19 protein-coding genes, 3 tRNA genes and 1 rRNA gene are annotated in these 23240 nt (G+C 39.2%); 22 read left to right on the top strand and 1 reads right to left on the bottom strand.

The window, feature by feature from the left end; genetic code table 11:
* Window positions 1–250: 250 nt before the first annotated feature.
* The 6 genes from recQ (at window position 251) to ACWTVK_RS08185 (ending at window position 8888) form a co-directional block, all read left to right on the top strand.
* On the top strand, window positions 251–2044 hold the full coding sequence (gene recQ, locus ACWTVK_RS08210) for a DNA helicase RecQ (protein ID WP_456046552.1): 1794 nt from the start codon (window positions 251–253) through the stop codon (window positions 2042–2044).
* Window positions 2045–2159: 115 nt separating this feature from the next.
* Complete coding sequence (locus ACWTVK_RS08205) at window positions 2160–2951, top strand: thymidylate synthase (protein WP_456046518.1); 792 nt, start codon at window positions 2160–2162, stop codon at window positions 2949–2951.
* Window positions 2952–3082: 131 nt separating this feature from the next.
* Window positions 3083–3577, top strand: a complete 495-nt coding sequence (locus ACWTVK_RS08200; RefSeq protein WP_456046517.1) for a dihydrofolate reductase — start codon at window positions 3083–3085, stop codon at window positions 3575–3577.
* Window positions 3574–5844 (top strand): Tex family protein, encoded by a 2271-nt coding sequence (locus ACWTVK_RS08195; RefSeq protein WP_456046516.1) that lies wholly within the window; start codon window positions 3574–3576, stop codon window positions 5842–5844. Before ACWTVK_RS08200 ends, ACWTVK_RS08195 begins: the two co-directional genes overlap by 4 nt.
* A 247-nt stretch (window positions 5845–6091) precedes the next feature.
* Window positions 6092–7576 (top strand): aldehyde dehydrogenase family protein, encoded by a 1485-nt coding sequence (locus ACWTVK_RS08190; RefSeq protein WP_456046515.1) that lies wholly within the window; start codon window positions 6092–6094, stop codon window positions 7574–7576.
* Window positions 7577–7817: 241 nt separating this feature from the next.
* Complete coding sequence (locus ACWTVK_RS08185) at window positions 7818–8888, top strand: hypothetical protein (protein ID WP_456046514.1); 1071 nt, start codon at window positions 7818–7820, stop codon at window positions 8886–8888.
* Window positions 8889–8972: 84 nt separating this feature from the next.
* Here the strand turns inward: ACWTVK_RS08185 and ACWTVK_RS08180 are convergent, their stop codons facing one another.
* Window positions 8973–9548: a hypothetical protein gene (locus tag ACWTVK_RS08180; protein WP_456046513.1), complete on the bottom strand. Its 576-nt coding sequence runs from the start codon at window positions 9546–9548 to the stop codon at window positions 8973–8975.
* 301 nt (window positions 9549–9849) lie between these two features.
* On the opposite strand from ACWTVK_RS08180, the gene ACWTVK_RS08175 reads away from it, so the two are divergent.
* The 16 genes from ACWTVK_RS08175 to ACWTVK_RS08100 all read left to right on the top strand — a co-directional run.
* The gene (locus ACWTVK_RS08175) at window positions 9850–10245 is read left to right on the top strand and encodes a hypothetical protein (protein ID WP_456046512.1); all 396 of its coding nucleotides are present in this window, start codon (window positions 9850–9852) and stop codon (window positions 10243–10245) included.
* A gap of 55 nt (window positions 10246–10300) precedes the next feature.
* Window positions 10301–10693 (top strand): hypothetical protein, encoded by a 393-nt coding sequence (locus ACWTVK_RS08170; protein WP_105084859.1) that lies wholly within the window; start codon window positions 10301–10303, stop codon window positions 10691–10693.
* A 742-nt stretch (window positions 10694–11435) separates the two neighbouring features.
* On the top strand, window positions 11436–13001 hold the full coding sequence (locus ACWTVK_RS08165) for a DEAD/DEAH box helicase (RefSeq protein WP_456046511.1): 1566 nt from the start codon (window positions 11436–11438) through the stop codon (window positions 12999–13001).
* Between the two features lie 176 nt (window positions 13002–13177).
* Window positions 13178–13597: a Fur family transcriptional regulator gene (locus ACWTVK_RS08160; RefSeq protein ID WP_005385669.1), complete on the top strand. Its 420-nt coding sequence runs from the start codon at window positions 13178–13180 to the stop codon at window positions 13595–13597.
* Between the two features lie 161 nt (window positions 13598–13758).
* Window positions 13759–14595, top strand: a complete 837-nt coding sequence (locus ACWTVK_RS08155) for a deoxyribonuclease IV (protein WP_456046510.1) — start codon at window positions 13759–13761, stop codon at window positions 14593–14595.
* An 86-nt stretch (window positions 14596–14681) separates the two neighbouring features.
* On the top strand, window positions 14682–15917 hold the full coding sequence (locus tag ACWTVK_RS08150) for an exonuclease SbcCD subunit D (protein ID WP_456046509.1): 1236 nt from the start codon (window positions 14682–14684) through the stop codon (window positions 15915–15917).
* On the top strand, window positions 15918–19001 hold the full coding sequence (locus tag ACWTVK_RS08145) for an AAA family ATPase (protein ID WP_456046508.1): 3084 nt from the start codon (window positions 15918–15920) through the stop codon (window positions 18999–19001). It begins immediately after the preceding gene.
* A gap of 79 nt (window positions 19002–19080) precedes the next feature.
* The gene (locus ACWTVK_RS08140; RefSeq protein WP_456046507.1) at window positions 19081–19455 is read left to right on the top strand and encodes a VOC family protein; all 375 of its coding nucleotides are present in this window, start codon (window positions 19081–19083) and stop codon (window positions 19453–19455) included.
* Window positions 19455–20162 (top strand): tRNA threonylcarbamoyladenosine dehydratase, encoded by a 708-nt coding sequence (locus tag ACWTVK_RS08135; protein ID WP_456046506.1) that lies wholly within the window; start codon window positions 19455–19457, stop codon window positions 20160–20162. Before ACWTVK_RS08140 ends, ACWTVK_RS08135 begins: the two co-directional genes overlap by 1 nt.
* Window positions 20159–20593: a peptidylprolyl isomerase gene (locus tag ACWTVK_RS08130; RefSeq protein ID WP_005385683.1), complete on the top strand. Its 435-nt coding sequence runs from the start codon at window positions 20159–20161 to the stop codon at window positions 20591–20593. The genes ACWTVK_RS08135 and ACWTVK_RS08130 overlap by 4 nt, the downstream gene beginning before the upstream one ends.
* A gap of 4 nt (window positions 20594–20597) precedes the next feature.
* Window positions 20598–21227: a hypothetical protein gene (locus ACWTVK_RS08125; protein ID WP_060924502.1), complete on the top strand. Its 630-nt coding sequence runs from the start codon at window positions 20598–20600 to the stop codon at window positions 21225–21227.
* A gap of 82 nt (window positions 21228–21309) precedes the next feature.
* Window positions 21310–22149, top strand: coding sequence for a polyamine aminopropyltransferase (speE, locus tag ACWTVK_RS08120; RefSeq protein WP_308522767.1), 840 nt, complete (start codon window positions 21310–21312; stop codon window positions 22147–22149).
* A gap of 217 nt (window positions 22150–22366) precedes the next feature.
* Window positions 22367–22442 (top strand) — tRNA-His (locus ACWTVK_RS08115).
* A gap of 24 nt (window positions 22443–22466) precedes the next feature.
* Window positions 22467–22541, top strand: a tRNA-Gln gene (locus ACWTVK_RS08110).
* 4 nt (window positions 22542–22545) lie between these two features.
* Window positions 22546–22621, top strand: a tRNA-Lys gene (locus ACWTVK_RS08105).
* A 335-nt stretch (window positions 22622–22956) separates the two neighbouring features.
* Window positions 22957–23240, top strand: a 16S ribosomal RNA gene (locus tag ACWTVK_RS08100); the annotation flags it as partial.

Below are 23240 nucleotides of genomic sequence, written 5' to 3'. Positions count from 1 at the left end.
TTGATTTTCATACGGATTTTAAGCATATACTTTCATCTTGGGCATTAGACGGTTAACCTATAAATCGTATATACTAAAAAGCCGAAAATACTCGAAATATGATAAAATAATAGAATGGAAAAATAACACGTGAAAGGAGGTACCCATGGATCAACAGAGAACAACAAAACAAGACAATCTAAAACAACCAGTTGCGACAAAACAAGAAACTGTGAAACAACCAGTTGTGACAAAGCAACAAGCACTGCGCATGTTAGAAACTTACTTTGGGTATACCTCCTTTAGACCGGCTCAAGAGGCTCCGATTGCCTCCTTATTACGTAATGAAGATGTAATTGGTATCATGCCGACGGGGGCAGGTAAGTCCATTTGTTTTCAGATACCTGCACTTTGCAAGGCTGGCCTTACTATCGTGTTCTCTCCATTGATTTCTCTTATGAAAGATCAGGTGGATGGTCTTTTAGTGCAGAATATACCAGCGGCGCTTATCAATAGTACGCTCACCCAAGCGGAATTTAATAAAACGATGTACGAAGTGCGTAGCGGTAAGATCAAGCTCTTATATATTGCACCAGAGCGACTAGGGTCTAATTTCTTCTGTAATGTGCTGCGAGCCTTGCCTATTGCTCAAGTCATTGTGGATGAGGCTCATTGTATCTCCGAATGGGGCCATGACTTTAGACCGTCCTATCGCCTCATCGGTGAGTGGCTCAACTCTCTGCCAAAGAGACCTATTGTAGGTGCTTTCACCGCGACAGCTACGAAATATGTAGAAAATGATATAAAAAAACTATTAGGCCTAGATAAGGCAAATGTGTATGTAACGGGCTTTGATCGACCTAATTTATCGTTCTCTGTCATCCGTACACCAAAGCGCATGGATTATGTGGTTCACTATGTGCGCCAACATGCTAATGAAAATGGTATTATCTATTGTGCGACGCGTAAGGATGTAGACCGGGTGTATGAAAATCTGACTCGTGCAGGCATTAAGGTGGGCCATTATCACGGAGGTCTCAGTGATGAGGTGCGCCGTGAGATGCAAAATGCTTATGCAGATGATAAACTGCAGGTCATGGTGGCTACTAATGCCTTTGGTATGGGCATCGACAAGAGTAATGTGCGCTATGTGTTGCACTACCAAATGCCGCGCAACATGGAGTCCTACTATCAAGAGGCGGGCCGCGCAGGTCGCGATGGAGCACCTGCAGAATGTATATTGCTCTACAGTGGGCAGGATGTACAAGTTCATAAATATTTGATTGAACAGTCCATCGAGACGCCTGAGCGACAAGAGGTGGAGCTCCGTAAATTACAGTCCATGATTGATTACTGTTTCTGCAGTAATTGTTTACGTAAATATATGCTTAACTATTTTGGTGAAAGCACCGTTTGGACCACTTGTGATAATTGTAGTTCCTGTAAAGGCTCCGGTGATAAGGTCAATGTAACAAAAGAGGCGAAGGCTATTTTCCGTGCTATTATGGGCACTGATGAACGCTATGGTGCCTCTATGATTACCTCTATCGTGCGCGGTGAGCGAACTGATCGTATTATGCGGGCAGGCCACGATGCACTCCCTGTATTTGGTTTACTAAGTAATGTAGACGAGAAATCTATTAAAGGGCTCATCCAACAATTTGTAGCTTCTGGTTATTTGCGTAGTTCTTCAGGTAAATATCCTGTACTATCCTTGACGGCTGGTGCTGAGGAGGTCCTCAGTGGGCATAAAGAGGTGGAGGAAATCAGACAACATGTGTCTGTACCATCTAGAACTAGTCGGTCTACGTCTACTACATCACGAGAAAAATCTAGTTCCGGCCCGGGTGGTTTATTTGAACATTTACGACAACATCGCAAGCGCTTAGCCGAAGAAGCAGGGCTTCGACCATATCTTATCTTCCCCGATACAGTCCTTATTGACCTAGCCAATTTACGACCCACTACATTAGGTGAGTTTGGCAATGTTAAGGGTGTAGGGGAAGCAAAATTGAAAAAATATGGCCTCAGTTTTTTACAGGCCATTGCAGAATATAAGGGATAATAAATTTTACTGTATATATGGTAGTACTATGTATTTTTTAGTATGATAGTACTATATATTGTAAGATATAAGGTTAGTATTATTCGACGTAGTATACATAGATTTAGGGGGACATATGAGTCTAGCAGATACACAATACCTCGGTATTATTGAAAATATTTTAGAACATGGCACGTATGGTCAAAACCGTACCGGTGTTGCAACCTATAAATTGCCACATCAAATTATGCAATTCGACTTACAAGAGGAATTTCCCATTTTGACTACAAAATTTGTAGCTTTCAAAACGGCGGTAAAAGAATTGTTATGGATTTGGCAAATGCAATCTAACGATGTACGCAAATTACAAGAAATGAACGTGCGCGTATGGGATGAGTGGATGCGTGAAGATGGCACTATTGGTAAGGCCTATGGTTACCAAATTGCAAAGTACAAACAACTTGATAATCTCATCAAGACTATCAAGGAAGATCCTGATAGCCGTCGTATGATTGTTACATTGTGGAATATTGAAGATTTAGATGATATGGCATTGCAACCATGTGCGTATGAAACATTATGGGACGTAGCTGATGGCAAGTTGAACTGTATGCTCATTCAACGTAGTGGCGATATGGGCCTTGGCGTTCCATTTAATACAGCTCAATATGCAGCATTACAATGCATGATTGCCCAAGTAACAGGTCTTAAGCCTGGTAAGTTTACTCATGTTATCAACAATGCTCATGTCTATGAAAACCATGTAGAAGCATTGCGCGAGCAGTTAGCACGTCGTGATCAAGCGTTGCTAGCCCCGAAAATTATTGTGAATCCTGAAGTAAAAGACTTCTATGACTTCACACCAGAGGACGTTACATTAGACGGGTATGAACATCTAGGTAAATTGTCCATGACTGTTGCTGTATAGCACTAAATTCATGATAATTGTTAAATAGCATGATACGTATGGCTGTAGATATAGTATTATGTTCATGACCATTGCGAATTGGAATCCTATGTATGACTATTGCCATATACCATTAATTGAAAGAGGCTAGTATGTTAGCATTAATCGTAGCCGTAGCACATAATCGTGTGATCGGTAAAGATAATACCTTGATTTGGCACTTGCCGAATGATTTGAAATTCTTTAAAGAGAAAACTACAGGTCATGTCATCATTATGGGCCGTAAGACCTTTGAAAGTTTGCCGTTCTTGTTGCCAAATCGTGAGCACTGGGTGATTACCCGTGATAAGGGCTTTGATGCACCAGAAGGGGTTAAGATTTTCCATAGTCCTGAGGCAGCTGCAGAAGCAGCGCGTACTCTTGATGCGGCCTATGTTATCGGCGGTGCTCAAGTATACGAGGCTTTCTTGCCTTACGTGGATACGATGTACATTACAGAAGTAGACCACGAATTTGAAGGGGATGCATTTTTCCCAGAGTTCCCAGAGGAGGCTTTCACCATTGAATCCGTTGTAGACGGCGCGGTGGATGAAAAGAACAAATATCCTCATCGTTTTGTAACCTATCGCAGAAAGGCATCTAAATGAGTGAAAGAATGTTTGCCATTATTGGCAGTGAATTAAATGTTAAGCCAAAGCAGGTGCAAGCTGCCGTAGAATTATTGGACGAAGGCAATACGGTGCCATTTATTGCGCGTTATCGTAAAGAAGTAACGGGCGAATTGCAAGATGAGCAATTGCGTACCATTGAAGAACGCATTAAATACTTGCGTAACTTGGAAACACGTCGTCAAGAAATCATTGCATCTATTACAGAGCAAGAAAAGATGACCGACGAGTTGATGAAATCCTTAGAGGCCGCAACAAAGCTTCAAGAGTTAGAGGATTTGTATTTACCATACCGTCCTAAGAAACGCACACGTGCGATGATTGCCCGTGAACGAGGCTTGGAGCCGTTGGCGGAAATGATCCTTAACGATACGGTTACCACTGGTGATCCTTTAGAGATTGCTAAAGACTTTGTAACGGAAGAGGTGCCCACACCAGAGGACGCTATTCAAGGTGCGTCAGATATCGTAGCAGAAATTGTCAGCGATAGTGCAGACTTCCGTGCGTACTTGCGCAAAAAGATGTGGAACGAAGGCTTTATTCAAGCTGAGTTGACTGGTGATGAAGAGGTACAACAACAGTTCTTGCAATACGCGGAATATGCCGAGCCTGTTCGTCAAATGCCGTCTCACCGTATCTTGGCGGTTAATCGCGGTGAAAAATTAGGGGCTTTGAAATTAGCCCTTACAGTACCAGGTGATACGTATGTTACTTACATGGTGCAAAAGTTAGAGGAAAATCCAAAGTCTATTTTCGGAGACTATAAAGCGGCTGCAGTAGCCGATGCGTATAAACGTCTAATTTTCCCTGCTCTAGAGCGTGATATCCGCAATGAGTTGACGGAAAATGCGGACGAACAAGCTATCAAGGTATTTGGGGTAAACCTTAAAAATCTATTGTTACAACCACCTTTGGCAGGGCACGTTATCATGGGCCTTGACCCTGGTTACCGTACAGGTTGTAAGATGGCTATCATCGACCAACAAGGTAATGTGCTAGATTACGGTGCCTACTATTTAACGAATAGTGAAAAGCTTCGCAAAGAAGCGCAAAAGGTATTGGCTGATAAAATCCGTAAGTTCAAAGTTACTCTCTTATCTATTGGTAATGGTACTGCATCCTATGAAACAGAGCAGTTTGCTTCCACCATGATTGAAGAAGAAAAATTAGACTGCCACTATATCATCACCAATGAAGCAGGCGCATCTGTATATTCTGCTTCTAAATTGGCTATCGATGAATTGCCAGATTTAGACGTAACCATACGCGGTGCCGTATCGATTGCGCGCCGTGTACAAGATCCATTGGCTGAATCTGTTAAGATTGATCCAAAATCTATCGGTGTAGGTCAATACCAACATGACGTAAATCAAAAACAGTTGACTCATACCTTAGATCAAGTCGTTGAAACTGTAGTTAACCATGTTGGAGTAGAGCTCAATACGGCATCTCCTGCTATTTTGCAACACATTGCGGGCATCTCTAGCACGGTGGCTAAAAATATCGTTGCATATCGTCAAGAGAATGGCGTATTTAAAAGTCGTAAAGACTTGTTGAAAGTACCTCGCTTAGGTCCTGCGGCGTTCACACAGTGTGCGGGCTTCCTTCGCTTACAACACGGTAAAAATCCACTAGATAATACATCTGTCCATCCTGAGTCTTATGAATTGGCAGAACGCATTATTGGTGAATTAGGTTTTACCTTGAACGATTTGCAAGACAAAGCGCAATTGGAAGCGTTACAAGTGAAATTACCGCTTGTTGATGCGGAAAAACTGGCCGTAAAACTTGATGCGGGTGTACCGACTGTACGAGATATCTTAGGCGCTTTGGCAAAACCAGGCCGTGACCCTCGTGAAGATTTGCCAGCACCACTTACTAGAAAACATGTGGTAAGCCTTGAAGATATCAAGGTTGGTACTGTGGTAAAAGGTACTGTTCACAACGTAGTTGATTTTGGTGCCTTCGTAGACTTTGGTCTTAAAACGAATGGTCTTTTGCATCGTAGTGAACTTTGTAACAGCCGCCAACATCCATCTGATGTGCTGGCTGTAGGCGATATTATTGAAGCTCAAATTATTTCTGTTGATGTAAAACGCAATCGTATCGGTTTGTCTGTAAAAGCATTGCAACCAGAAAAGCCAAAGAATAGCGATAATAACCGAAACAGAAATAACAACGGACAACGTCGAAACAACAATCGTAACAATAACCGTAATAATGACCGCAACAATGGTGGTCGGTAAAACAATTAGTATCAATTGAATTATATTATTGAGAAATACTCTTGACTAAAAGTCATTGTACACAAAACCGCACTCTCTATGGATTTTGAGGGTGCGGTTTTTCTATATAACTTAAAACTATGTATAATAATGCAGATTAGATATATCGAAAATGATATATCTGATTGAAATATTTAGATATAAGGCGTATGATGAAATCACAGAGGAAATCTTCCTCAATCTATATTCCTACATAGGAGGTAATGCTATGAGCTTGAACCTTAAAGAAAGATATGGACTTTTAATTAATAATGAATGGGTAGCTGCATCTGACGGCGCTGAATTTAATGTATATAACCCTGCTAATGGCGAACAACTCGCTATCTGTGCAGAGGCTACGAAAGACGATGTTGATAAAGCGGTAGACGCTGCAACAGAAGCTTTTAAAACTTGGAAAACAGTATCTCAAGTAGAGCGCGCTGATTACTTGTTAAAAATTGCTGAAGCTATTGATGCTCACAAAGAGTACTTGGCACAAGTTGAAACATATGACAATGGTAAACCAATCCGTGAAACTTTGAACGTAGATATTCCACTTGGTGCTGACCATTTCCGTTACTTCGCTGGCGTGCTTCGTTCAGAAGAAGGATCTGCACAAGTATTGGATGAAAATACATTGAGCCTCATCGTTCGCGAACCAATTGGCGTTGTAGGTCAAGTCGTACCTTGGAACTTCCCATTCCTAATGGCTGCTTGGAAATTGGCACCAGCTCTTGCAGCAGGTTGTACAGTTGTTATCAAACCTTCTAGCCATACATCCCTTAGCCTTTTAGTATTAGGCGATATTTTGAAAGAAATCTTGCCTCCAGGGGTTGTGAATATCGTAACTGGTAAAGGCTCTAAATCTGGTCAATATATCCTTGATCATCCTGGTTTCAGTAAACTTGCTTTCACAGGCTCTACAGAAGTAGGTCTTGATGTATATAAAGCAGCGTCTGAACGCTTGATTCCTGCTACATTGGAATTAGGTGGTAAATCTGCGAATATCTTCTTTGAAGATGCAAACTGGAAACAAGCTCTTGATGGGGCAATGCTCGGTATCCTCTTCAACCAAGGTCAAGTATGCTGCGCAGGTTCCCGTATCTTCGTACAAGATACAATTTATGATAAATTTGTAGCTGAACTTTCCGCTTTATTTGATAAAGTAAAAGTTGGCTTACCTTGGGAAGAATCTACACAACTTGGTTCCTTGATTTACGAAGATCAAGTTAAGAAAGTACTTAGCTATGTAGAGCTTGCCAAAGAAGAAGGCGCTCGCGTTGCAGCTGGTGGTGTACGCGTTACTGACGGCGAACTTGGTAAGGGTTGCTTCATTAGACCTACACTTATCGTAGATGCTACAAATGATATGCGCGTAGCTCGTGAAGAAATCTTCGGCCCTGTAGCTGTTGTAATTAAGTTCCACAGCGAAGAAGAAGTTATTGAACAAGCTAATGACAGCTTATACGGTCTTGGAGGTGGCGTATTTACTCAAAACCTCAACCGTGCAATCCGCGTAGCTCGAGCAATCGAAACAGGTCGTATGTGGGTAAATACATATAACTCCATCCCAGCAGGTGCACCATTTGGTGGTTACAAACAATCTGGTATCGGCCGTGAAACTCACAAAGTTATCCTTGAACACTACACTCAAATGAAAAATATCATTATTAACTTGAGCGATAAACCATCTGGTTTCTACGACTTAGATTAATAAAATACAAATCTCCTATAAACTATAACAATGAGGCACCTCCTTGGAGGTGCCTTTTTTGTGCTTAATAATAGCTTATTATCCGTGAAAGAATACGGTATACTATAATTGTAGCCATATAAAATCGTATTGTTTAGAGAGGGCCATTAGAAAATCAAACCCTAAGGCAATACTTAAACAAATAGAGTAAATACATAGTGAAGAATATTTGTACTAGATAAAAATAAGGAGTATCAAATTAATGAATCCTATTCCCATCAAAAAATTGTATAATCCCCAATATGATTTGTTATCTACTAGCGATAGAATGGAATTATTAAATAAGATTGGAAAAATATATAATTTAGAATTAATATGCTTTAAAGAATTTACTGCCTTTGGAAAATCCACATATACGGCGGTATATCGTTCACATGATGGTATAGAATTTGTATTTGTTCCTGGAGATACTGTTACGTTAGGATTTGATTTTAAAAATAAACCATTTCAGGATATTTTTAATGATGAAAATTTAGCGGAGCTTGCCTATCCATTTGTCGAGGGATATGAAGAGGAAATCTATAGTGAAGACGATGTTCAAACTAAGATTAGGGAAACACTAGAAGATGAAGAGGTACTATCCAACATAGAAACGTATTTTAAACATAATTTTACTCAAGAAGATGAGTTTGTAATCCATCCATTATTGGTACAAAAAGAGTATAGTGAAACTTGTTGGATACCTATTTCAGATGAGACACTCAGACAAAATAAAGAGTGGCAACAGATGATAAAAAAAGCCGAGGAAAAAGGTATTTCTGAAGTGATGGTGCACAACACTGTTTGTTTATATAAAACAGACGATAGCAATTGGTGTGGCAAACTTTATGAAGAAACCACATTTAAGAAACTTTTACAGGATATAAAAGAAAATAGATATTCTTTGCCTACACAAAGAGAGTGGGAGTATTTAGCTGGCAAGGGGTGTAGAACTATCTTTCCATGGGGAAACAATATAGATTTCTCTATGAATTTAAAGCATATGGAATGGATGGATAATGATGGAGATTATACGTTAGAAAAAGAAAACTTTTTTGGCCTTGTTATAGGTGACGATCCGTATTGTAGAGAAATTGTATATGATAATGATGTGTTTTCCTATAAAGGTGGAGATGGTGGCCGCAATTTATGTGGAGGATTAGGTGTTGTGTGGGGATATCTTCCTATTTCACCATATTTTCAAGATAGGGAAGTAGGAATGGGTGATTATATAAATGGTGGATATGATTTCTTTAGGAGGATTATAAGAATTGTTGATGATAGTGTGAAATGATGTCACATATAATATTTCTAGAATATCAAATGGCAATATCGTTTCATAAATGAAAGAGGTGCTCCTTAGGAGGCACCTCTTTTATCAATATTGAGATAAACGGAATATTCTTCTATATTCTTCAGGTGAATCAGAACCATCAGACGGTTTTATAATGACTCTAATAAATATCCTTTCTTTGAAGTCTGGATAGGTGTTAGCATATTCTTTGCAGAATTGATCCATACGATTATAAAAACTTTCTACATCTTGGTTTTGTATGGCTGAATAAGGGATAGGCATTTCAATATACAAGGTAGATGTGTCATATGTAGCATAGGATAACTCCTCTGCTGTTAAATGGTTTTTCATTAATGGAAATACAGTTATCAACGGAATGTTGGTTATTAGTATTCGCTCAACTTGTGGTACAACTGGTGCCGAGGTGTGCATGACTTCAGATATTTCAATGGGCATTTGTGGATATTTATCAAAGGTGACTTGCCATGTATGATTCCGTTGTGATTCTAGGTGATAGGTCAGATTAGGATAATTCTTATTTATATATTGTTGTATCTCATCCTCACTATAATGTGATAGAAGATGACAACCTGTTGTTAGTATGAGGGATAGTATAATCAACGGTAGTAATACAAATCTTTTAAGAGTAAATGGTTTCATTGGTATTCCTTTTATACTACTTTAGAATATTCAGTAAATTGTAATTGCTTAACAGGCATTGCTTAATTATTGGCGGTATTTTGAAGTACGTTCTTTTAATCATATTATACCTAAAATATAATTTTACTTATATAGTTGATTAATACCATACAATTCTCCAATAAACTATAACAATGAGGCACCTCGAATGAGGTGCCTTTTTTGTGCATAATATAGGAAATTAGTATCTTATAAGTATGGATCTGCCGTATGCTATAATAAAGAACATCTAAAAGTGTATTGTAAAAGAGACTGGTAAAAAATGAAAAAACTTGAAATGTTAGGATATTTTTGGATTTTCATATCTATGTCGTTATCTATAGGGTTATATAAACTTGAGATTAGTAAACGTGTCATTGATGAAGAATATGAATATATCAAAAGACATAGAGCTTTTGGTAATTTAACCAAGTATTTAACAATAATTGCAATTGTGAGTATATTGCTATTAAACCTTAACTTTTTAGTCTATAAAGATTATGAGTTTATGTCACGATTTGGAGGGGCTTGGGCATTCTTTCTACTTTTTATAATGTGTACAGGATTTTTTCAAAAGCGAGACAGTTTGTATTATAAACGTGGGATTATTGCTATTGCTTCAATATTATTCGGTGCTGTAGGCTCTGCTTATGCGTTTAAAGATATATTCTTTAAGTAGTAAAGAGAAAGCTTGAATACGAGAAAAGTATCGTCGATGAAAAATGAGGTAAAAGATGAGTAGATTAACAATATTAGGTAGTACGTTTGTTTTTGCATCTATCATATCGGGAATAGCCTTATATAAACTTGAAATTCGTAAGACTTCAATTAATGAAGAGTATGAATATATAAAAAAACATAGAGTTTTTGGTAGTTTAACAAAATATTTGTCTATTATTTCTCTTATAAGTTTAGTTCTACTGATTCTTAAAATTATAATTGATAGAAATTATACAGTAATTGTGAGTTATGGAAGTATTTGGACTATTTTTACACTTGTTACACTGTGTACAGGATATTTTCAAAAAAGAGATAGTATATATTACAATCGTGGACTCATTGCCGCATTTTCGATGCTGATGTTTATTACTGTTTGCATCTATGCGTTTAGGAAGGTATTATTCTAAATAAAAAATATATATTGTTTTATTATCTTAGACTAATAATATAGAATTCTTCAATAAACCATAATAAGAAGGCACCTCCTTCGAGGTGCCTTTTTTGTGCATAATATAGAGGATCAGTATCTAATAAGTGTGGAGCTGCCGTATGCTATAATTAAGAATATTTAAGAGTGTATTGTAAAAGAGACTGGTGAAAATGATTAAAGGACAGTATAAACCATGATTCATTTAGATTATCTATTAGTTATAGGCATATTGCTTAGTGTTTTACTCTTTCTTTTGGTTGGAGTTTTCTATTATAGACAATGTAAATTTTTTAAGGGCATAAATATTTGGTTCTTAATAATACTTAGCGTTGTGTTAAGTTATTTATTATATCCCTTATATGAACTGACAGATTATAGAGAAGAATTTACATCAATCGTTATAATCGCTGCGATAATCATTAAAATAATTATTAATTTATCTATATTTATGATAGCCGATAGAATAACAACAAAATGGATTTCTAAATTACTATTACTTCTATGGGTTGTTCTTGTTGAATGCTTGTATACGCCTATTCATTTATCATACCTTGTTTTCCTTTGTGTATCAGGTGGAATTGTTTTAATAGAACATTTAAGGGAGAGAAGAAAGTCTATTTAGTTTAGATTCGCAATTACTCTTATAGCGCTCACCTTCGAAATATGATATACTATTCTAACGCGCATAATTCGTGCGCGATAGGAGGAAACACATTTAGATGTTAGAAAAATTTGAACAATTAATGATTAGCGAACCTGTTCTAAGAGCGTTAAACGATATGGGCTTTGAAGAGCCTACGCCAATTCAACAGGAAGCTATCCCAGTAGCCATGAGCGGTAAAGACATGATCGGTCAAGCTCAAACAGGTACTGGTAAGACAGCAGCATTTGGCTTGCCTGTATTGGAACGCGTAGACGGGAATGAGCGTCACGTTCAAGTAGTTATTTTATCCCCTACACGAGAATTAGCTATCCAAGTAGCTGAAGAGCTTAACAAAATGGCTCAATACACGAATATCACAGCACTACCTATCTATGGTGGTCAAGATATTAATCGTCAGTTCCGTGCCTTGAAAAAGAACCCTCAAATCATCGTTGCCACTCCAGGCCGATTGATGGACCATATGGACCGTGGTTCTATTAAATTTGACCATGTGAAAGTTGTGGTATTGGACGAAGCCGACGAAATGTTAAACATGGGCTTTGTTGATGATATCAATAAAATCTTGGGTGCTATCCCAGAAGACCATCAAACATTGTTGTTCTCTGCAACTATGCCTAAAGCTATCCAACAATTAGCTGAAACATATTTGACAGAGCCAACATTGATTCGTATGAAACCGACTCAAGTTACGATGGACTTAATTGAACAATATTATATCGAAGTGCAAGACCGTCAAAAATTCGATGTTCTTTGCCGATTGTTCGATATTCAAACACCTGAACTTGCTATTATCTTCACACGTACAAAACGTCGTGTTGATGAAGTAACTGAAGGTCTTAAGAAACGTGGTTACATGGCGGAAGGCATTCATGGCGATTTGTCTCAACAAAAACGGGACAGCGTAATTCGTCAATTCCGCGAAGGTACCATCGATATTCTCGTGGCTACTGATGTGGCAGCTCGTGGTCTTGATATTTCTGGTGTATCTCACGTATATAACTACGATATGCCTCAAGATCCTGAAAGCTACACACACCGCGTAGGTCGTACAGGCCGTGCTGGTAAAGCTGGTCAAGCTTTCACGTTCGTTATCCCTCGTGAAATGGAGCATTTACATGCTATCGAGCGTTTAACAAAACGTAAAATTGCACGCCGCCGTGCACCTTCCTTAGGTGAAGTTCTTGAAGGTCAACAACGTTTGGCAATTGAAAGCCTCGTTGAAATGACAGATAATTTAGAAGCATTAGCGCCATTCAAATCTAGTGCAGAGGAATTGTTGAATGATACAGATTCTGTAACACTTTTGGCAGCAGCTCTTAAATTGTTAACAAAAGAACCAGATACAACTCCTGTAAATATTACAGAAGAAAAACCATTGCGTGTACGCCGTCGCCGTGAAGGTGGTCGTAGTGACCGCCGCCGTGGTGATCGTCGTAGAGATGGTGATCGCCGCCGTGACGGAGATCGTCGTCGCGATGACCGCCCTCGTCGCAGCCGTGATGACCGCAGAGGTGAACGTCGTGATGACCGCCGCAGAGATGATCGTAGATCTGATCGTCCACGTGGTGATAAAAAACCTCGTCATCAAGGTGAAGGTTTCAAACCTTACTTTAAAGACTAATAGAATGTGGATTGCTTACGAGCAATCCACATTTTTTATTACTTAATAGTTAATACTATCTATCTTGATAAGTGTTGAGAATTCTGATATAATAGATAATAATTATTTCTTGTGAATGGCCGATAATGGTCGATGCCTTATAGATTTCCAAGTGGAGAAAGGTAGAGTAGAGTATTATGGATATCGCACAAATTCTGCGTAGCCAAGGGTTTAAAGTGACCCCACAACGTATTGCGATTTATGATGCATTGCGTGGTCATCATGATCATCCAACAGCAGAAATGTTGTATCATACGTTGCGTCCAGAACATCCAAGCATGAGCTTGGCAACTGTGTACAAGACAATGGAGATTTTTGAAAAAATCGGTCTTGTAAAAATTTTAGAAGTTGGTGATGAGCGCGCTCATTACGATTGGGACACACAAGCTCATTCCCATATCCGTTGTATCCGTTGCAACAAGGTAGAGGATATGATGGGCATTGATTTACAAGCTATCAAAACAATTGCTGATCAAGGTAGCGAGTATCAAATCACAGGTCAACATATTACCTTTGAAGGTGTATGCCCTGAGTGTGCTAAAAAAGAAAGCCATTAATTCATAACCCCTGTCGCGAAGGGCTCCTTCACGGTAGGGGTTATATTAGTTATATATGTCTTATATTCATTAGGCTTTTGAAATAGATGTAAGCGCAATAGAATAGATATTAGAATTGAGTATTTTAGAATTTTAGAATTATATAAATATAAAGGAGTATTATGTTTGTCATCGGCAGTCATTTATCAATTAGCAAAGGTTATTTAAACATGGGGAAGGAAGCTACAAAAATTGGGGGCAATACATTCCAATATTTTACACGAAATCCTCGTGGTGGTAGTATGCGTGCCCTCGATGTAGAGGATATGAATAGCTTGAGTGCGTATATGAAAGAACATAACTTTGGCACCTTATTAGCTCATGCACCTTACACGTATAATCCATGTGCAGCAAAAGAAGATTTGCGTGCTTTTGCAAAACAAGCCATGACAGAAGACCTAGAGCGTATGGAATATTTACCAGGCCAAATGTATAACTTTCACCCTGGTAGCCATGTAAAGCAAGGTGTAGATCAAGGCATCGAATATATCGTAGAATGTTTGAATGAAATCTTATTCCCTGGCATGAAAACAACAGTTCTCTTAGAAGTCATGGCTGGTAAAGGAACAGAAATTGGTTCCCGCTTTGAAGAAATTGCTCGTATCATCGACGGCGTCAAATTAAAAGAGTACATGGGCGTTTGTGTAGATACTTGTCACATTCATGAAGGTGGTTATGATATCGTCAATAATCTTGATGGTGTTATTGATGAGTTTGACCGTATTGTAGGCTTAGACCGTTTAAAAGCCATTCACTTGAATGACTCTAAAAACCCTATGGGCGCTCATAAAGATCGGCACGAAAAAATTGGTGAAGGTCACATTGGTATCGACGCCATTGCTCATATTGTGACACATCCTAAATTGACGAACTTGCCGTTCTATTTAGAAACGCCAAACGAATTAGATGGTTATGCAAAAGAAATTGCTATGTTGCGCTCTATTGTAGAGAATCAATAATTAAGCTAAAACGCAGTCTTAGTTATATAATTATTTATATAAATACATTTAGATAAGGTATAGGGAGAGCTGGAAAGGGGGATAAAATGCGTTTTTTACATACTGCTGATTGGCATTTAGGACGTATTTTTTATGGTCAGTATTTAACAGATGACCAAGCTCATGTGTTAGAGAATCAGTTCTTTTCTATTTTGAAAGATGAAAAAATCGACGGTATATTGCTCGCAGGGGATATATTTGATCGTGCAGTGCCGCCTATTGAAGCTATTGAGTTATGGGATTCCATCATTACTCGTCTTGCTATGGATTATAAGGTACCTCTCTTTGTGGTAAGTGGTAATCACGACGGCGCTGAACGCCTTGAGGTGGGCCGCTCTATGTTAAGTCGTTCTGGTATCCATATTTGGGGCTCCCCTCATCATGCATTACAACCCTTTGAATTTGAAGGTGCTGATGGCAAAGTGGCCATTTGCCCTATGCCCTTTAGTGAACCTCGTCGCATTGGAGATGCATTAGGTCTGGGTGCAATTGTATCAAAACCAGTTGATATAGATATGAGCGAGGACTCCCTGTTCTCCTATGTGGAGACTGATGAGCAAGAGCCAGCTTCACTTAATTTACATAATTACGATCAAATGTATCAGGCCTGGAGTGACTACTTGTTCAAACAAGTGCCAAAGGGGATGCGTAGCATTGCTATTAGTCATGCCTTTGTAATGGGCGGTGATGTAGGTGGCTCTGAGCGGACCTTGTCTATCGGTGGTAGTGAACAAGTAAGTCCACAAGTCTTTAAAGACTTTCAATATACAGCTCTTGGCCATTTGCATGGGCCTCAACGAATGGGGGCAGACTATATTCGTTATAGCGGATCGCCATTAAAGTATTCCTTTGATGAGCATACGCAGAAGAAATCTTTTACCATCGTTGATATGAATACAAAGGGGCAAGTAGATATTAGCACCATTCCTGTAGATGCGAAGCGAGATGTAGTTATTTTAGAAGGTTACTTTGAAGACCTCCTAAATAATAAAGAATTACAAGCTAAGCACAAAGACGATTATGTGCAGGCTCGATTACTTGATACGATGCCTATAATGGATGGGATGGCTAAGCTGCGCCAAGTGTATCATCGATGTATGACTATTGATTTAGTAGGTCGCGTGGCAACTCCTATGGCAGATATGGATGAAGCCGTTTTTAAAGAGTTAAACGAGCGCGAATTATTTAATCAATTTGCTGAAACCGTGTGGAAAGAACCATTAACAGAGCGTGAGCAACAATACATCAACTCTGTATGGGATCGAATTCTAAAGGAGGACTAAATGAAGCCTATATCTTTAACTATAGAAGCCTTTGGTCCGTACCGCGATTCGGTTACCTTGGACTTTAGTACTCTTCAAGATCACTCCATGTTTCTTATCTCTGGTCCTACGGGGGCAGGGAAAACATCTATACTAGATGCTATGGTATATGCCTTATATGGTGAACCTAGTGGGGAAGTGCGAAAAACAGATGCTATCCGCAGTGATTTTGCAGAACCTGAACGTATGACCCGTGTTGATTTTTCCTTTGCTATTGGTGAGGCTCGGTATCGTGTTGAAAGATTGCCAAAACAATTGGTAGCTAAAAAACGTGGTACAGGTATGCGTGAGCAGAATGCTAGTGCTACTGTATACGAAATGAAAGATGGCGAGTGGAAAGTTATCGCTACCTCTGCCGCTGCTATTCGGGATACGATTCAACGAATCATAGGTTTTCGTAAAGATCAATTCTTACAAGTAGTACTTTTGCCGCAAGGGGAGTTTGGAAAATTATTAGTAGCCTCTACCAGTGAACGGGAGGAGTTATTACATACACTCTTTAGAACTGAGTTATATCGAAGATTACAGGATGCCCTAAAATCTGCTTATGATGAGGCAAAATCCGGTATTGAAGAAAATATAACAAAACAATCTGCATTACTGCAATCCATTCCGCATGATGAGGAAATCCCTGTACTAACTATTGAGCATGTACGGGAACTTTTGAAAGATAGAGAACCTCATCGTGATATGCTTGTTGTTGAACGTGATAAAGCTGTAGATGTAGTGGACCAGTTCAATACATTACGCAATGAGTGGGCCTTATATAATCAGGTACAACAATCTCTTATTGAGGCTACGAACAAATTAGACTTGGTAAAAGAAAGAGAAAAGGAGCGGTCTAGTTTAAATGAAAAGGTTCAGTTCCTCACCGGGTTAACACCAAGCTATGAATTGTATAAACAACTTGGTGATAAACAGGCTGTATTAAAAACCTTGAAAACGGCACTTTCAGATGCAAAAAAAAGTGTAGAGGCTGCAACTCAACATGAGTCTAAATGTACAGAGGCTTATGAAACGTTAGAATCTCAAGCTGAAACTATGCAAGCTAAGCGGACTACGTTGGCTCAATTACAACAGCAGGCCGAACAGTTTAATGAGTTAGTAGTGCTAAATAAGGAATTGAGCACATTAAATAGCCAGTTAGAAACACAAGACCGCGAGAAAAGTGAAGCTAAGTTACAGGCTCAGCACGAGCTAGTTGCTGATTTAGAGGCTGCGTTAGTTGAAGCGAGAAAACAGTTCCAAGCTAATAGTAAAGCATTAGAGTCTATTCCTCACATCCAAGAACAGTTGAGCCAGTTGCAACGATATTCTGAATTGTTGGTAGAGAAAGATAAGGTTCAAAACGATATCGATGCTAAAGAGAGGTCGTTAGCAACTCTAGATAAAACAGTAAATAACTCAAAGATACAGCTTGAACGTTTAGAACATTTGATGGCAGAGGGACGAGCGTTTGAACTCGTCCATTTAGTAGTAGATAATGAGCCATGTCCTGTATGCGGCTCTACAGAGCATCCACAGTTAGCATCTAAGCCTGAGTTATATCCTACAAAAGAGGAAGTAGAAGAGGCGCGTGCAGTGCGTGATGGGGTGTTGCAAAAGCAGGCTAGCGAAATTGGTCAGAAAGAAACGTTATCGATTCGTCTACATGAGTTAGATGAGCAAGTTAAAGACCAAGTTTCTAAACTCAAATCATCTATTGATAATTTTTCAGAAGATGCATTTGATTCAATTCAACAAGGCTTGGCGTCTCAAATGGAGCAGCTTACAGCTTTACGTAGAGACACTGAACAGTTGACCGAAATTATAACTAAAAATGAGCATGACTTGGTTGAGGCTAAAGGTATATTATCAAAGTTGGAAATCGGTCATAATGAATTACTTAATAATTTGCATGACGTAGCGGTTCAGATTAGCTCTGTACAGGCTAAGATAGATGGGTTATCTAAGATATTGCCAACTACAGATCTTGATGCATGGCATAAACAGATCGAATCATTAGAGACTGAAATTAACACATACGATGAGCAGTTGAAGGTTTGTAAATCAAGTCTAGATGCCGCTAAAGAGCAGCTCAACGCTAAACGGGGTCGTTTAGAAATCTTATTTACACAAGTGCAGGAAGAAACAAAAAATCTTGATAGATTTTACCAAGAATATGTAAAATCATTAGAATCAATTTCTGTATCTGAAGATGACTTTATAGATGCACTAGGTGATTATAAGGCCTTAGATACGTTTAGAACTGAGCTACATGCATTAGATGAGGCTTTTAGTACAGCTCAAGCTGTATATGATGCGGCTTTGAAACATGCCCAGTCTGTAATAGAACCAAGTGATACGGTTTCTGACGAAGCATATGATACGGCCGTAGAGAAACGTGATAATTTAGTAGGTTCTCTTGCGGCTTGGGATAAAGAAACAAAACATATTGAAACCACATTAGCATCATTAGAAGAACTGGAAAAGGCTATGGGCGAAGCTCGTGAGGAAATCACTTTCTTAAGCCGTCTTAACGACTTAGCCAATGGAGGTGAACAAGGCTTTAAAAATGTAACCTTTGAACGATATGTGCTAGGTGCCATTTTAGATGAAGTTGTGTATGCCGCCAATTTACGACTTCAAAAGATGAGTCGTAGTCGATATTCCTTGGAGCGGTCTGACTATACCGGTGGTGGTCGTGGCAAACAAGGCCTTGATTTGGCCGTTATGGATGCTTTCACAGGTCAATCAAGACCAGCGAACACCTTGTCTGGTGGTGAAACATTCTTGGCATCAATGGCTCTTGCCTTAGGTCTTGCCGATGTCATTCAAAGTTATGCAGGTGGTATTCATATGGATACGATGTTCATCGACGAAGGCTTTGGTACTTTAGATCCAGATACATTAGAACTTGCCATGGAAACATTGGTACAATTACAATCTTCTGGACGCCTCATCGGCATGATTTCTCATGTACCTGAATTAAAGACCCGTATACCTGCCCACTTAGAGGTCACACGTGGTGATGATGGCAGTACAGCAAAATTTGTGATTAACTAGCTATAGAATTGCCAAATGTGATACTATTAAAAGAGGAGAATTCCTACAAAAACATACTGGAATTAATTAAGGAGGTCCTATGAAATTTTCATTTGCTCACAATAATATAAATGTTAAGGATCTTGATAAAAGTTTAGCTTTCTATAAAGAGGCTTTATTACTTGAGGAATCTCGCCGCTTGGAAGATCCAAGTGGTGCTTTCATACTTGTATATTTAAAAAGTCCATATACAGCGCATGAATTAGAACTTACTTGGTTGCGTGACTGGGATCGCCCTTATAATCTGGGAGATAATGAATTCCACTTGGCATTTTATGTAGATGACTATGAAGCAGCTTTTAAAAAACACAAAGAGATGGACGTTGTAGCCTACGAAAATGCTGATATGGGGATTTACTTTATTGCCGATCCAGACGGTTATTGGACAGAAATCATTCCGGCGGGTAAATATTAATGGAATATATGTTAACTCGTTTAGAATGGTTAGTTGGACCAGATAAAATCCAAACCTTAAAGAATACATCTGTGGCTCTCTTTGGTGTCGGTGGTGTAGGCGGTGGAGCTCTTGAGGCTCTGGTACGTGCAGGTGTTGGGCGAATCGTTCTTATCGACGGAGACTCTATAGCACCTAGTAATTTGAATCGCCAAATGATTACAACTCACGACACGATTGGTGAGCGTAAGGTAGAGGTAGCAAAGGCGCGAGCTCTTTCTATTAATCCGGATGTGGTGATAGAAACTCATGATATTATGTATACTGAGGAAAGTTACCCTGGATTCATTCAAAGCTTGCACGTTGATTATGTTATCGATGCTATCGATATGGTAACGGCAAAACTGAATATTATTGAGGTTTGTCAACGTGAAAGTATCCCTGTTATTTCTTGTATGGGCGGTGGTAATCGCTTTTACCCAGAAAAACTTATGATTGCTGATATCAATAAGTCTCATACATGTCCTCTTGCGCGCGTTATGCGCCGGGAGTTAAAAAAACGGGGCATAAAAAAACAATTAGTTTTATTTTCTACAGAAAAACCAACAAAGCCACAGTTCCGTGGGGAAGCAACAAGCCCTGGTACATGTAGTTTTGTGCCACCAGTGGCAGGTTTTATATTAGTAGCACATGTGTTGCGTACAATTTTGGAGGTACCTGAACAATGAAAAAAGCAAAAATCCATATGGCTGACGGCGGCGATATTGTAATTGAATTATTTGATAAAGAAGCTCCTGGCACAGTACAAAACTTCATTGATTTGATCAATAAAGGTTTCTACAATGGTCTTCGTTTCCACCGTGTAATTCCTGGTTTCGTAGCTCAAGGTGGTTGCCCTAATGGCAATGGTACAGGTGGTCCTGGCTACACAATTAAAGATGAATTAATTGGTAACCCACACAAACACGAACGTGGTGCATTGTCTATGGCTCACCGTGGTCCTAATACTGGTGGTAGCCAATTCTTTATCGTATACGAACCACAACCTCATTTGGATGGTGTACATACAGTATTTGGTAAAGTAATTGAAGGTATGGACGTAGTTGATGGTATCCATCAAGGTGCTATCATGGAAACTGTTGAAGTAATCGAAGGTTAATCTCATGAATGATGTATCTATTAAACATCCGGAATGGCTATATATTGATGTAGACGGAAAGACATCATATGGGTATGACCAAGAGTGGTTCACAGATGAGTGGCAACGCCTGTCTGGTTGTGGTCCTACATCGGCATCACAAGTTTTGAGTTATTCGCTATTTAGGGATGGCTTATTAGATTTAGAAACCACATCCGATCAAACGCTTGCTTTAGAACGGATGAACTTAGTTTGGAAATATGTGAAGCCACGCTTCGGTGGTGGTGTCTATAAAACGCAATGGATGGAACGAGGCCTGGTTCGTTTATTAGAAGACGAAGGCTTGTCATATGATGTACATATGTTAAATGTGTCTCCCTTCTGTGCTTCTCGTGTAGAGGTAGAGGCAGCAGCTCAGTTTATTCATGATGCATTGGCACAAGATGTGCCTGTGGCGTTTTTGAATCGTCATAAGGGCAAGGAAAAGGCTCTTTATACATGGCATTGGGTTCCAATTCACAAGATTTTTAGGGATGGCGATGATATTCGCTGTGGCATCTTTGATGAAGGTGAGATCCGAGATTTTTCGTTAGCGAATTGGATGAAAGATACCATTTTAGGTGGCGGTTTCTGTTATATTAGCCGTAAAGGTTAAGTAATAGAGCAATTAAAGTAACATACATACGCATCGCAATAACCTGCGGTGCGTATTGTAGTATAAAAGTAGGAGGTACTACATGAGTCAATGGATTACAGAGGAACAAACTCCTCATTTACGTCTCAGCGCTGAAGCAGAAGAAGTATTATATTCAGGTGAATCTGAGTTCCAAAAAATTGAAGTATTTAAATCTAAAGAGTATGGTACAATGCTCGCATTAGATGGCGTATTCCAAACATCTGAACGTGAAGAGTTTATCTACCATGAAATGATGAGTCATGTTCCATTATTCTTACACCCAAATCCTGAACGAGTACTGATCATCGGTGGCGGTGATGGTGGCGTAGCTAGAGAATGTGTACGTCACGACTGTGTAAAAGAAGTAACAATGGTTGAAATCGATGGCAAGGTAGTAGAGTTGGCAAAACAATATTTACCAACTATTGCTAAAGCTATGATTGAAAACCATCCAAAATTAACTGTAAAAATTGGCGATGGTATAGGTTTCATGGCAGAAGCAGAAGATTATTATGATGTAATTATAGTAGACTGCTCTGATCCAATTGGTCCAGGTGAAGGTCTATTCACTGAAGAGTTCTATAAGAATACCTTGAAAGCTCTAAAAAAAGACGGCTTGTTTGTGCAACAAACAGAATCTCCTATGTTGCATCAACCGCTAGTAGAGAAAGTATTTGGGTATGTAAATAATCACTTCCCAATTGCACGTTTATATACTGCATTTATTCCAATTTACCCAGCAGGCATGCATTGCTTCACGTTGGGTTCCAAAACATATGATCCATTAACATGGACTCCAAACCGTGAACAAAACTTTGAAACTAAGTACTATAATGATGAAATTCAAAAGGCTGCTTTTGCTTTGCCAAATTTTGTAAAAAACTATTTGCCAACTAAGTAATTTATATGTATAATAGGGAAGCACCATTCGTGAGGCCTTTGCTTCCGAAGTGCTTCCTTATGTATATAAGGCTAAAGAGTTTATATTAGAGATAATACATTTCTTGATTTTAATTGTAAAAGTTAAATGAAATTGAGAAAAAGGTGTTGACACAAATCTCTAGAACAGATATAATTCTCTTTGTTACGAAGACAACGTCTTCGATACCTACAAGGTGGTGGGTATGGTGAAGCGGTTAACACGGCGGATTGTGGCTCCGTTACGCGTGGGTTCGATCCCCACTACTCACCCCATAACCTACACATCATAATCACTGTAGGGGTGTCGCCAAGTGGTAAGGCAACGGACTTTGACTCCGTTATGCGCTGGTTCGATCCCAGCCACCCCTGCCAACATGACTCACTAGCTCAGTTGGCAGAGCACCTGACTTTTAATCAGGGTGTCCCGCGTTCGAGTCGCGGGTGAGTCACCAAATTAAAACTCACAAACTTCGGTTTGTGAGTTTTCTATCTCTATTTCTAGAGAATTTGGTTATGATTGTATGTATAAAATCAGTTGAAAATAAATTGAAAAAATCTTTGAAAAAAGAGGTTGACGATTTAAGACTTCGCTGATATACTTATACAAGTCGTTAGGGCAACAACCTGACGTAACAGATCTTTGAAAACTGAACAATGATAGGTAATCAATCAATACGATTGAACATATGCCAGAGTGCGGGTTTTGACAAAGTCAAAACCAACCATAATTCAAAGTTACTTAAATGTAACGACAACAAATAATGAGCTATTCAAATAGCTTCAAGATATCTTGGAGAGTTTGATCCTGGCTCAGGACGAACGCTGGCGGCGTGCTTAACACATGCAAGTCGAACGAAGAGCGATGGAAGCTTGCTTCTATCAATCTTAGTGGCGAACGGGTGAGTAACGCGTAATCAACCTGCCCTTCAGAGGGGGACAACAGTTGGAAACGACTGCTAATACCGCATACGATCTGACCTCGGCATCGAGGATAGATGAAAGGTGGCCTCTATTTATAAGCTATCACTGAAGGAGGGGATTGCGTCTGATTAGCTAGTTGGAGGGGTAACG

This window comes from Veillonella sp. Ser01 (assembly GCF_053850375.1).
Note: the sequence above shows the minus strand (reverse complement) of the source record. Positions and strands in the feature narration are given on the sequence as shown.